The 12,165-nt window shown below is 68.0% G+C and carries 11 protein-coding genes and 2 riboswitches; of the genes, 3 read left to right on the plus strand and 8 right to left on the minus strand.

Annotated features, from left to right (window positions below; genetic code table 11):
* Positions 1 to 39: 39 nt before the first annotated feature.
* From H149_RS0104175 to H149_RS0104185, 3 genes are all read right to left on the minus strand, one after another.
* On the minus strand, positions 40 to 1,221 hold the full coding sequence (locus tag H149_RS0104175) for a class I SAM-dependent rRNA methyltransferase (RefSeq protein ID WP_020648482.1): 1,182 nt from the start codon (positions 1,219 to 1,221) through the stop codon (positions 40 to 42).
* Entirely contained in the window at positions 1,221 to 2,168 is a 948-nt protein-coding gene (locus H149_RS0104180) for a carbohydrate kinase family protein (RefSeq protein WP_026352840.1), read from the minus strand. The genes H149_RS0104175 and H149_RS0104180 overlap by 1 nt, the downstream gene beginning before the upstream one ends.
* 80 nt (positions 2,169 to 2,248) lie before the next feature.
* Positions 2,249 to 2,608: a diacylglycerol kinase gene (locus tag H149_RS0104185; RefSeq protein WP_020648484.1), complete on the minus strand. Its 360-nt coding sequence runs from the start codon at positions 2,606 to 2,608 to the stop codon at positions 2,249 to 2,251.
* Between the two features lie 216 nt (positions 2,609 to 2,824).
* Between H149_RS0104185 and H149_RS0104190 the strand changes: the two genes are divergently transcribed.
* Positions 2,825 to 3,031: a hypothetical protein gene (locus H149_RS0104190; protein WP_020648485.1), complete on the plus strand. Its 207-nt coding sequence runs from the start codon at positions 2,825 to 2,827 to the stop codon at positions 3,029 to 3,031.
* Positions 3,032 to 3,147: 116 nt separating this feature from the next.
* On the opposite strand, the gene gcvPB is transcribed toward H149_RS0104190, so the two are convergent.
* From gcvPB to gcvT, 5 genes are all read right to left on the minus strand, one after another.
* Positions 3,148 to 4,605: an aminomethyl-transferring glycine dehydrogenase subunit GcvPB gene (gene gcvPB, locus H149_RS0104195; protein ID WP_020648486.1), complete on the minus strand. Its 1,458-nt coding sequence runs from the start codon at positions 4,603 to 4,605 to the stop codon at positions 3,148 to 3,150.
* A gap of 25 nt (positions 4,606 to 4,630) precedes the next feature.
* Positions 4,631 to 5,131, minus strand: coding sequence for a thiol peroxidase (gene tpx / locus H149_RS0104200; protein ID WP_026352841.1), 501 nt, complete (start codon positions 5,129 to 5,131; stop codon positions 4,631 to 4,633).
* Between the two features lie 24 nt (positions 5,132 to 5,155).
* Positions 5,156 to 6,514 (minus strand): aminomethyl-transferring glycine dehydrogenase subunit GcvPA, encoded by a 1,359-nt coding sequence (gene gcvPA / locus H149_RS0104205; protein WP_020648488.1) that lies wholly within the window; start codon positions 6,512 to 6,514, stop codon positions 5,156 to 5,158.
* Between the two features lie 34 nt (positions 6,515 to 6,548).
* Positions 6,549 to 6,938 carry a glycine cleavage system protein GcvH gene (gene gcvH, locus H149_RS0104210; RefSeq protein WP_020648489.1) on the minus strand — a complete coding sequence of 130 codons (390 nt, stop codon included), beginning with the start codon at positions 6,936 to 6,938 and terminating at the stop codon, positions 6,549 to 6,551.
* Between the two features lie 83 nt (positions 6,939 to 7,021).
* A complete protein-coding gene (gcvT, locus tag H149_RS0104215) occupies positions 7,022 to 8,104 on the minus strand; it encodes a glycine cleavage system aminomethyltransferase GcvT (protein WP_020648490.1) in 1,083 nt (360 codons plus the stop codon).
* 132 nt (positions 8,105 to 8,236) lie between these two features.
* A riboswitch (glycine riboswitch) is annotated at positions 8,237 to 8,327 on the minus strand.
* Positions 8,328 to 8,439: 112 nt separating this feature from the next.
* Positions 8,440 to 8,530, minus strand: a riboswitch (glycine riboswitch).
* Positions 8,531 to 8,827: 297 nt separating this feature from the next.
* Here gcvT and H149_RS0104220 point away from each other — a divergent pair.
* Positions 8,828 to 10,456, plus strand: coding sequence for a ShlB/FhaC/HecB family hemolysin secretion/activation protein (locus H149_RS0104220; protein ID WP_020648491.1), 1,629 nt, complete (start codon positions 8,828 to 8,830; stop codon positions 10,454 to 10,456).
* A gap of 17 nt (positions 10,457 to 10,473) precedes the next feature.
* On the plus strand, positions 10,474 to 12,153 hold the full coding sequence (locus H149_RS21945) for a two-partner secretion domain-containing protein (protein WP_020648492.1): 1,680 nt from the start codon (positions 10,474 to 10,476) through the stop codon (positions 12,151 to 12,153).
* The last annotated feature ends 12 nt before the right edge of the window (positions 12,154 to 12,165 follow it).

Here is a 12,165-nt window from a genome sequence, read left to right on the forward strand (position 1 = left end):
TTGTAATGGGAGCGATGCGACGGATTGGCGAAGACGACGCTACTCGGCCGTCGCCGAGCAGAAGAAGCCCTTCAGATAGCGCGTCTCCGGGATCGCCGGATGCACCGGATGGTCGGGCCCCTGCGCGCCCTGTTCGAGCAGCCGCAGGCGCCGGCCGCCGTGGCGCGCCTCGCGCAGCAGGATGCGCTGCAGATCGTCGGCACCCAGATGATGCGAGCACGAACAGGAGACGAGGATGCCGTCGGCGGCGAGCAGCTGCAGCGCCGCGCGATTGAGCGCCGCGTAGTGCTCGATGCCGGCTTCGAAGTCCTTGCGCCGCTTGATCAGCGCCGGCGGATCGACGATCACCACGTCGAAGTGGCGGCCGGCCGCGCGCAGCGCCTTCATGCCGGCGAGCGCGTCGTCGCGGATCGTCTCGATCGTCAGGCCGTTCAGTGCGGCGCTGGCCTGCGCAGCGTCGAGCGCCGTCGACGAGGAATCGAGGCAGGTCGCGCTCGCGGCGCCGTCGTGCAGCGCGCGCAGCGCCCAGGCGCCGACGTAGCTGAACACGTCGAGTACGCTGCGGCCGCGCACGTAGCGGGCCAGGCGCGAGCGGTTGTCGCGCTGATCGAAGAAGAATCCGGTCTTCTGGCCGCCGGCGAGCGACAGCGTGTAGCGCAGGCCTTCCTCGCGGATCTCGATCGGATCGGGCACCTCGCCGATGATCTCGTTTTCCTGCGCCGGGCCTTCGAGCTCGCGCGCCGCGTTCTCGTTGCGCAGCAGGATGCCGCGCGGCTGCAGCACTTCCTGCAGCGCCTCGACGAGCGACGCCTTGAGCCGCTCCATGCCGGCGGTCGTGATCTGCACGACGAGGACGTCGCCGTAGCGGTCGACGACCAGGCCCGGCAGGCCGTCGGCCTCGCCGTAGATCAGGCGGTAGTACGGCTCGCCGTAGATGCGCTCACGCAGCGCCAGCGCGCCGGCGATACGCCGCGCGAACCACTCGCGGTCGATCGTGACGTCGACGTTGCCGCTGAGCAGGCGTACCGCCAGCAGCGTGCGCGGATTGACGTAGCCGAGACCGAGCGGCTTGTCGCGGCTGTCGAGCACGCGGCACAGCGCGCCGGGCTCGATGTTGCGAAAATCGGCGCCGGCGTCGATCTCGTTCGAATACACCCAGAGGTGGCCGGCGCGCAGGCGTCGTTCCTCGCGCGGCTTCAGCTTCAGTGTGAGCACGCTCATCAGACCAGGTCGGTACGGAACGCCTTCTTGTAGCGGGCGCGGAATGCGTCAGGCGTGAAGCGGTGGTTCTGGGTGCCCGGGCGCTCGATGCAGTACGCGCCCATCAGCGAGGCGATGCGGCCGGTCGTTTCCCAGTCGTAGCCTTGCAGCAGGCCGTGCAGCAGGCCGCCGCGATAGGCGTCGCCGCAGCCGGTCGGATCGGTCAGCGAGCCCGCCTGCGCGGTCGGAATTTCGATCGTGCGGCCGCCGGTGTAGATATGCGAGCCCTGGCCGCCGCGCGTGACGATCAGCGCTTCGACCCGCTCGGCGATCTGCGCCAGCGTCCAGCCGGTACGGTTCATCAGGATCTCGGCTTCGTAGTCGTTGACGGCGACGTAGGTGGCCTTGTCGATGAAGGCGCGGAACTCTTCGCCATCGAACAGCGGAATGCCCTGGCCCGGATCGAAGATGAACGGCACGCCGGCATCGACGAACTGCTGCGCGTGCAGCAGCATCGCCTCGCGCGACTCGGCCGAGATCGAGCCGATCTTCACGCCCTTGCGCGCGATCTCGGCCGCCGTCACCTGCAGCGTGTGGGCCTGCGCCATCGCGCCCGGATGGAAGGCCGTGATCTGGTTGTCGTCGAGATCGGTCGTGATGTAGGCCTGCGCCGTATAGGTGTCGGGCACGACCTTGAGATAGGTACGGTCGATCTCGTTCTCGTCGAGCCACTTCTCGTAGGCGCCGAAATCATGGCCGACGGTGCCCATCGGCAGCGGCTCGCCGCCGAGCAGGCGCAGGTTGTAGGCGATATTGCCGGCCGTGCCGCCGTAGTCGCGACGCAGCTGCGGCACCAGGAACGACACGTTCAGGATGTGGACCTTGTCCGGCAGGATCGCGTTCTTGAACTGGCCGGAATAGACCATGATGGTGTCGTAGGCCACCGAACCACAGATCAAAGCAGACATCGAAACTCCTCGCGGCGCGACGGGCGCGCCCATGGGTCAGCGAAAGCGGCGCAGCGCCGCAGAAATCCGAGCAGAAAATCTCAACTGAGCAGCACGCAGGCCCAGACCGCCGGAACCTGCAGCAGCGACAGATGCACCGCCGCCGAACCGAGATCCTTGGCCCGGCCCGACAGCTCGTTCCACTCCGGGCCGATACGGTCGACCACGACCTCCACCGCCGTGTTCAGCAGCTCGGTGATCAGCACGAAGAACAGGCTCAGCAGCAACACGGCGCGTTCGACGCCGCCATGGCCGAGCCAGAGTGCGGCCGGCACCAGCAGCACGCACAGTGCCGCTTCGATGCGGAACGCCTCCTCGGCGCGCAGCGCCCAGCCGAGCCCCCAGTAGGAAACCTTGGTCGCGCGGATCAGCCGCGCCCAGCCCTTGATGCCGTCTGCCATGAAGTCACGCCGTACGCGGTCGTAAGTGGTTGTCGAAACTTGCGAATTGTCGCCGAAACCGGAGGACGGCGCCGACCCACGATAGTTTAGTTTTTTTTAATAACCCAATCAGAAAATATCAATTGTTGCATTGCAACAAAGTACCTATAAATAGGCTCAGCGCAGTCCGTCGATTCCCCCGAAGCGGACTGCCTCGAATCTCAAGGAGTGCTTGCCATGGAAATCCTGCCCTTCGTCAGCTTCATCCTCTGGGCGACCGGCCTGCTCACCACCGCGCTGGTCGCGTTCGCGGTGCGCGACTGGTTTGCCGAGCGCAACGGCGTCGCCCAGTCGGTGCTGCCGCCGCAGCCGAAAGCCGCCGACTGCAGCCTGGCCGCGGTGCCGGCCATGCGCGTCGAGCGCGCCCTGCCGAAGGCCGCCTGAGGCGGCCACCGCGAGCGCCGGCTTCGCCGGCGCGACCGCGCCGCTGCGATCAGCCGCAGCGCTTCATCAAAAAAGCCCGCCTTCCGGCGGGCTTTTTTGCATCCGAAGGCCAGCGCTCAGGCCGGCACGTAGCGCAGGTCGAGCTGGCGCGCCGCGCGCACATCGTCGAGCCGGCGCACCGGCATCGTGTACGGCGCCCCCTTGAGCTTGGCGATGTCCTGCTTGCCCTCCTCCCAGATCGCGACCAGCGCGTCGACGAAGGTATCGAGCGTTTCCTTGTCTTCCGTCTCGGTCGGTTCGATCAGCAGGCACTCCGGCACCAGCAGCGGAAAGTAAACCGTCGGTGCGTGAAAGCCGTAATCGAGCAGGCGTTTGGCGACGTCGGTCGCCGTCATCTCGATCTCCTGCTTCTGCTTCTTCAGCGTGACGATGAACTCGTGCGAGGCGCGCCGCGCCGGGAAGGCCAGTTCGAAGCCCTTTTCCTTGAGACGCGCCGCCAGGTAGTTGGCATTGAGCGTCGCGAACTCGGCGACGCGCTGCATGCCGTCGCGGCCGAGCATGCGGGCGTAGACATAGGCGCGCATCAGCACGCCGGCGTTGCCCATCCACGCCGACAGGCGCCCGATCGTCTGCGGCAGATCCTGCTCGGTCAGCCAGCGGTAGGTCTCGCCGTCCTTGCCGACCAGCGGCGTCGGCATGAACGGCTTGAGGCGCTCGGAGACGCCGACCGCGCCGGCGCCCGGCCCGCCGCCGCCGTGCGGCGTCGAGAAGGTCTTGTGCAGGTTCATGTGGATGACGTCGAAGCCCATGTCGCCCGGCCGCACCTTGCCGAGGATCGCGTTGAGATTGGCGCCGTCGTAGTACAGCAGGCCGCCGGCCTCGTGGACGATCTCGGCGATCTCCTTGATGCGGCGCTCGAACACGCCGAAGGTCGACGGATTGGTCAGCATGATGCCGGCCGTCTGCGGACCGACGGCGGCCTTCAGCGCCTCGACATCGACGTCGCCGTCGTCGTTGGTGGGGATCTCGCGCACCGTGCAGCCGAGCATCGCCGCGGTCGCCGGGTTGGTGCCGTGAGCGGCGTCCGGCACGAGGATCTCGGTGCGCGCGAGGTCGCCGCGCGCCTTGTGATAGGCCTTGATCATCGATACGCCGGCGAACTCGCCCTGCGCACCGGCCATCGGCGTCAGTGACACGCCGGCCATGCCGGTCACTTCCTTCAGGATTTCCTGCAGGTCATACATGCAGGCGAGGAAACCCTGGCTGTGCGATTCCGGCGCCAGCGGATGGCGCGCCAGGAACTGCGGCAGCATCGCCAGCGTATTGCAGGCGCGCGGGTTGTACTTCATCGTGCACGAACCCAGCGGGTAGAAGTGCGTGTCGATCGAGAAGTTCTTCTGCGACAGCCGCGTGAAGTGACGGACCGCCTGCATCTCCGAAACCTCGGGCAGGCTCGGCGGGTCCTGGCGGCGCAGCGCCTCCGGGATGGCGCTCAGATCGACGCCGCGGTTCGGGTTCTGCGCGGTGGCCGTGCGGCCGGGGCGCGACACTTCGAAAATCAGTTTCTCAGTCATGTCTTGACGCAGGAAAGCAGGCGGTTCAGGCCAGCGCCTTGAGCGCGGCCTCGTAGTTCGGTTCGTTGGCGATCTCGGCAACCAGCTCGGCGTGCAGCACGCGATCGTCGGCGTCGAGCACGACGACGGCGCGTGCCGTCAGGCCGGCGAGCGGGCCGTCTTCGAGCAGCACCCCGTAGTCCTTGGCGAAATGGCGATCGCGCATCATCGACAGCGTCACCACATTGGCGATGCCCTCGGCGCCGCAGAAGCGCTTCTGCGCGAACGGCAGGTCGGCCGAGATGCACAGCACGACGGTGTCGACGAGGCCGGCGGCGCGCTGGTTGAACTGGCGCACCGACATCGCGCAGGTCGGCGTATCGATCGACGGGAAGATGTTGAGGATCTTGCGCTTGCCGGCATAGCTCGCCGGCGTCACGTCCTTGAGGTCGACGCCGACCAGCTTGAAGCCGGGCGCCGTGCTGCCGACTGCCGGCAGTTCGCCGTTGGTGTGGACGGGGTTGCCGCGCATCGTCACCGTAGCCATGTCACGCTCCTTTCAAGGATCTGTTCAGGCGAGTACGCGGGCCAGCGCGGCGCGGTACTGCGCGAGCTGCTCCGCGGTCTTGGTTTCGGTCGCGCAGACCAGCAGCGCATGACCGAGTTCCGGATAGCGGTCTGAGAGATCGTAGCCGCCGAAAATGCCCTGCTGCGCCAGTGCCGCGAGCACCGGCTTGACCGGCTTGGGCAGGCGGATCGCGGACTCGTGGAAATGCGCGCCCGCGAACACCGCCCCGACGCCGGCGATGCCGCTCAGCTGCGCGACCAGCTCGCGCGTGTTGGCGAGCGAGGCCGAAGCGACCTCGGCCAGGCCGCGCGGACCGAGCAGCGACATGTAGATCGTCGCCGCGGTGACCAGCAGGCCCTGGTTGGTGCAGATGTTGGACTTGGCCTTGGCGCGGCGAATGTGCTGCTCGCGCGCCTGCAGGGTCAGCGTGTAGCCCGGCTTGCCATCGAGGTCGACGGTGCGGCCGACGATGCGGCCCGGCATTTCGCGCACGTACGCCATCTTGGTGGTGAGGAAGCCGAAGTACGGGCCGCCGGACGCCAGCGGCGCGCCGAGCGGCTGGCCTTCGCCGCAAACGATGTCGGCGCCCTTCGTGCCCCAGTTGCCGGGCGCCTTGAGCACCGCCAGCGCGGTCGGGTTGACGACAGCAACGACCAGCGCACCCTGCGCGTGCGCCCAGTCGGTGATCGCGTCGACGTCCTCGAGCACGCCGAAGAAGTTCGGCTGCTGGATCACCACCGCGGTCGGCTTCTCGCCGGCGTGCGCCTGCAGCGCCGCCAGCGCGGTCTGGCCGCTGCGTGCGTCGTAGTCGACGAACACCTGGTGCACGCCCTGCGCGCCGGTCGTGCTGGCGACGACGTCGCGATACAGCGGATTCACCGCGCGCGGCACCAGCATCGTGCCGGACGGGTTCTGCTTGTTCGCGCGCATCGCCATCAGCAGCGCTTCGCCGAGCGCCGAGCCGCCGTCGTACATCGAGGCGTTGGACACCTCCATGCCGGTCAGCCCGCAGATCATCGTCTGGTATTCGTACAGCAGCTGCAGCGTGCCCTGGCTCGCCTCGGCCTGGTACGGCGTGTACGCCGAGTAGAACTCACCGCGCGTGGTGATCTCCCAGACCGCCGCCGGAATGTGATGCTCATAGGCACCGGCGCCGATGAAGTTGAGCGCGAACGCGTCCTGCTGCGCGCGCGCCATCATCAGCTGGGTCACCGCCATTTCGCTCAGGCCTTCCGGGATGCCGGTCAGCGCGCCGCAGCGCAGTGCGGGCGGGATCTCATCGAACAGCGCATCGATGCTCGGCGCCTGGATCGCGGCGAGCATCTCCTTCACATCGGTTTCGGTATGCGGAATGAACGGCATGGCAGTGCGGCAGTAGGAAAGCGGGACGCGCGAATCAGAGCGTCTTGAGGAAATCCGCGTAGGCGGCGGCGTCGAGCAGGCTGCCGAGCTCGGCGGCGTTCGCCGGCTTCATCTTCCACAGCCAGCCTTCCTGGTACGGATCGCTGTTGAGGATTTCCGGGCTGCCGCCGAGCTTGTCGTTGGCGGCGACGACTTCGCCGGCGATCGGCGCGTAGACGTCGCTGGCGGCCTTCACCGACTCGACGACCGCGCACGACTCTTCCTTGGCCAGCGTGCGGCCGACGGCCGGCACCTCGACGAACACGAGGTCGCCGAGCGAACCCTGCGCGAAATCGGTGATGCCGACGGTGACGGTGCCGTCCGCCTCGACGCGGACCCACTCATGCGACTTGACGTACTTGAGATCGGCGGGAATGTTGCTCATCGAAGGTTCTCCTGAAAATCCTGATCCGGAAAAAGTCGGGCCGCGGGTCGGCCGTGGGCTGGGCGCCGGCGCCGCGCGCAGGCCTAGACCAGCACCTTGCCGTGGCGCACGAACGGCGGCTTGACGAGGCGCGCCGCGACCCACTGGCCGCGGATCTCAACCTCGCAGGCACCCTCGGCGCCGGCGTCGATGCGCGCCAGCGCAACCGACTGCTTCATCGTCGGCGCGAAGCCGCCGCTGGTGGTCTCGCCGCTGGCGCCGTTGGCGAAGCGCAACTTCATGTGCGCGCGCACGATGCCGCGGCCCTCCAGCACCAGGCCGACGAACTTCTTCGGGCTGGCGCCGCGCAGCGGCTCGATCGCGGTGCGACCGATGAAGTCTCGGTCCTGCGGCTCCCACGCGATCGTCCAGCCAAGGCCGGACTCAAGCGGCTGCGTCGCTTCATCCATGTCCTGGCCGTAGAGGTTCATGCCGGCCTCGAGGCGCAGCGTGTCGCGGGCACCGAGACCGCAGGGCTTGACGCCGTCGGCAAGCAGACCCTGCCAGAGCGCGACCAGATCGGCGTGCGGCAGAATCAGCTCGAAGCCGTCCTCGCCGGTATAGCCGGTGCGGGCGACGAACCATTCGCCGTCATGCGCCGCCTGAAAGTTGACGAGCGCTTCGGCCGGCACGCGCAGCGCCTGCGGCAGCCGCGGCACGACCTGCGCGCGGGCCTGCGGCCCCTGCACGGCGAGGATGCCGAGGTCGTCGCGATGACGGACCTCGACGCCGAACGCCGGCGCCTGCTGGCGGATCCAGGCCAGATCCTTGTCGGTGGTGCCGGCGTTGACGACCAGACGGAACCAGCTCTCGTCGAGGAAATAGCAGATGAGATCGTCGAGGATGCCGCCGTCCTCGCGCAGCATGCAGGAATACAGGGCCTTGCCTGGCTGCGTCAGCTTGGCGACGTCGTTGGCGAGCAGCTTGCGCAGGAACTCGCGCGTGCGCGCGCCGTGCAAATCGACGGCCGTCATGTGGGCGACGTCGAACATGCCGGCGGCCTGGCGCACCGCGTGGTGCTCGTCGAGCTGGGACTGGTACTGGATCGGCATGTCCCAGCCGGCGAAATCGACCAGCTTGGCGCCAAGACGGACGTGTTCAGCGTGCAGCGCTGTCTGCTTGAGCATACGGTTCCCGCGTCATGAAATGTCGTTGCGAAAACCGCCCCTCTGTCCGGTGTACCTGAAAGTTCGAAAGCGGATGGACCGCTTCTGCCTCGTCGGTGGCCTGCCTTGCGGCGGGCGCTCTCCAGAGTGTTATGCAGCACCGCGCTCCGTTTGCCTGAGCGATTCCGGGCGGATTTGCGCCTTCGGCGCCACCGTTGCCGGTGGTCTCTCGCGCGGTGCTGCTTGCTACTTTAAAACAAACTCGGCCACGGCCATCCGTGGCGAAACCGCATGTCCCGATCCGGCCCCTGCCCGGCCATCCATGGCCGGGCGTTCCCGGCCGCGCGAAGCTGCGCTTCGCAAGCGCGGCCGGGAACCCTGAGCGATTCCGGGCGGATTTGCGCCTTCGGCGCCACCGTTACCGGTGGTCTCTCGCGCGGTGCTGTTTGCTACTAGATCCTTTTTGCTACTAGATCCTTGATGCCACGCCGGCCAAGGCCACCAGTACAGGTGGTCTTCCGGGACGCGGAGTGCGCGCATGATAAGCGAGCCGGCCGGCCGCTGGCGAGTCGGACAGGGCGCGGGGGCGCCCGATGCGGCGGCGTGAACTGGCACACGCGCGGCGCGCCGTCGTCAAGACAAATGCCGGTCTGCGCCAGCGGGCGTCGGCTATATTCGCCCTTTGCTTCTGGCGGCCGGCGGCGCGTCAAACAAGAACATTACGGGGGAAGCATGCTTTTGCGGATGGATCGAAAGGCCGCGAGCCTGGCGCTCGCGCTCGGTGGCGCGTTCGGACCGGCATTGGCCCAGGTCACGCCCGGCCAGGTCGGCGACACATTGAAGCGGCCCGAGCCGCTGAGAGCGACGCCGGCGGCGCCGCAGATCGAGACCCCGGCGAGCAGCGCGCGCACGGTCGCGCCCGGCGGCCCGACCGTCACCGTCAGCCGCTTCGAGTTCAGCGGCAATACCGTCTTCCCGACTGCGGAACTGCAGGGCGTGATCGCCGCGTACACGCAGCGGCCGCTGACCCTGCTGGAACTGTACGAAGCCGCCGACCGCGTCACCGACTACTACGTGGCGCACGGCTACACGCTGGCTGCGGTGACGCTGCCGCCGCAGAAGATCGGCGCCGGCACCGTGCAGCTGCAGGTCAGCGAAGGCCGCATCGCCCACATCGACGCCGACCACAACACGCTCTATAGCGACGAGCAGATCCGCCGCTACTTCGGCGCAACGCCGCCGGGCAGCATCTACCGCGGCCACGACGTCGAGGACAGCGTGCGCACGCTCAACACGCTGCCCGGTCTGCAGGCGCGTGCGGTGCTGCGGCCCGGCACGCAATACGGCACCACGGACCTCGTCGTCCGCGTCGAGGAAAAACCGGTCGAGGGTTCGATCAACGCCGACAACTTCGGCCGCAAGGACGTCGGCCGCTTCCGCGTCTCGGCGCTCGGCCAGTTCAACAATCCATTCGGCACCGAAGACCAGCTGACGCTGATCGCGATGCGCTCCGAGGACAGCCTGCTGACCTACGGTTTTCTGGAGTACGGCCTGCCGCTGAACTTCGGCGGCACCCGCTTCAAGGTCTCGTACGGCGAAGCGGCGTTCGACGTCGTCGATGCGCCGATCGACGGCCGCAACCGCGCCGGCCGCCTGCTCGTCGAGCATCCGCTGCTGCGCGGCGGCCCGACCCAGCTCACGCTCAGCGCCGGCGTGTCGCGCACGCTCGCCAACGCCGATTTCACCGGCGCGACCTTCAACAGCACGGCGATCAACCTCGTCGAGCTCGGCGCGCAGCTGACGCACAGCTACCGCAACCTCGCGGTCACCCAGCTCAACACGACGATCCACAGCAATTTCGAGAGCCAGGACCGCGACGATCTGCTCGCCAACGGCAGCCGCGTCACGCACGGCAAAGAACTGCTGCGCTGGGAGCTCGACGTGCAGCACCTGCAGCCGCTGCTCTGGCAGACGCAACTGCTGGCGCGCGTCAACGGCGTCTACTCGCCGGATCCGCTGGTCGACACCGAAGCCTACTCGCTCGGCGGTCCGACCAGCGTGCGCGGCTATCCGGCCGGCGAGATCCGCGGCGACCGCGGCTACTTCGGCTCGCTGACGCTGCGCCGCCCGATCGGCTGGGCGGGGCTGCTCTGGGTGCCGCGCGTGTTCATCGAGGCCGGCAGCACTTATCTGATCGACGCGCCGGCCGGCATCGACGCCAAGGAATCGCTGAGCGCCACCGGCGTCGGCACCGACCTCGCGTGGGATCGCGTCACCATCCGCGCCGACTGGGCCTTCCCGCTCGACAACCGCACGGTCAGCGACCAGCTCGACAGCAGCCGCGTGTTCGCGTCGCTGTCGGTCGCGTTCTGAGCTTCCGGAGTGATCTCATGACTCACCTCGCCAAGACCCACATCGCCGCCGCCGTCGCCCTGCTGGCACCGGCGCTCGCCGCCGCCAATCCGAGTGGCGGTCAGGTCGTGTCCGGCACCGTCACGATCGGCGGCCAGGGCGGCCGGATGGTCGTCACACAGACTTCTAACAGCGCCATCGTCAACTGGCAGGACTTTTCGGTCGGCGCCGACGAATCGGTGCGCTTCGATCTGCCGAGCGCTTCGGCGGCGATCCTCAATCGCGTCACCGGCACCGCGGCCTCGAACATCGCCGGCAGCATCAGCTCGAACGGCCGCGTCTTCCTCGTCAATCCGAACGGCATCGTCTTCGGGCAGGGCGCGCAGATCAACGTCGGCTCGCTGATCGCGACCACGCTCGACATCAGCGACGCCGACTTCAACGCCGGCCGCTACAAGTTCCAGCAGGGCAGCGGCATGCCCGGCAGCATCGTCAACAACGGCAGCATCGTCGCCGACGGCGGCAACGTCATGCTGCTCGCCGACCAGGTGCACAACGGCGGCCTGATCCAGGCCAACTACGGCCGCGTCGCGCTGCACGCCGGCGCCTCGATGACGCTGTCGTTCGACGAACAGGGCCTCATCAATTACGAAGTCGCCGACAACGACGCACTGCTCGCCGCGCGCTCGCAGAACGCCGGCGTCAGCAACAGCGGCGAGCTGCGCGCCGACGGCGGCACCGTCTACATGACAGCAGTTGTCGCGCGCGCGCTGATCAAGACCGTCGTCAACAACAGCGGCACCATCTCGGCAACGCGCATGGAGTCCGGCGAGGACGGCGCGATCGTGCTTTACGGCGCCGGCGGCGACGTCGAAATCAGCGGTGACATCAACGGCGGCTACGTCTACGTCGGCAGCAGCCACGATGTCGCCAAGACCGCCGGCGCGTCGCTGCAGCTCTACGCCGACGCGCTCAGCGTCACCGCCGGCGACTCGATCGCGCTGGCTTCGGACGGCACCGAGGGCAGCAACTCCTATCTCGGCATCGGCGACGGCATCGCCATCGGTTACGACGCCGATCTGCTCGCGCAGATCGAGCGCTTCGCCGCCGCCCATCCGGATCTGCCGAACCTGATGCCGCGCAGCTACGGCCCGAATGCCGGCTTCGAGGCCGGTGGCAGCGTCGCCCTCGGCGACGTCTACCTCGGCGGCGGCTATCTGTACGTGCGCGCCGCCTCGGTCAGCGCGCAGCACATCGCGACCGAAGGCAGCTTCTTCTACAACTACCGCCCGACCGGCGATACCAGCAACATCGACCTGGTGCAGAGCCTCAATCTGCCGATCTCGGCTTCGTCGGTGACGCTCGCCTACGGCGGCGGCGGGTACTCCGGCGACATCAACATCAGCGGCCCGCAGGCCCCGGCACTGACGGCCAGCGGCGACGCGGCGAACTACCTGTTCATGACCAACGGCAAGATCAACGGCGCCGGGCAGCTGAGCACCAGCGGCGTGGTCGCCGTGCTCGCCGGCACCGCCGGCCCCGGTCCCGGCACGCCGGGCGAACCGACGGCCGAGGACGAGGCGACCGCCGAGACCGTCGCCACCATCACCACCGGGCTCGCCCAGACCGTGACCGTGCACGATCTGCAGCCGGCCCTGCCGCCGGGCAGCGAGCCGGCGCTGGTCAGCGAAGAATCGCAGGCGACGCAATGCCAGTGATGAAACCGACGA

It is taken from the genome of Solimonas variicoloris DSM 15731 (assembly GCF_000382285.1).
In the GTDB taxonomy this organism is placed as follows: Bacteria; Pseudomonadota; Gammaproteobacteria; order Nevskiales; family Nevskiaceae; genus Solimonas; species Solimonas variicoloris.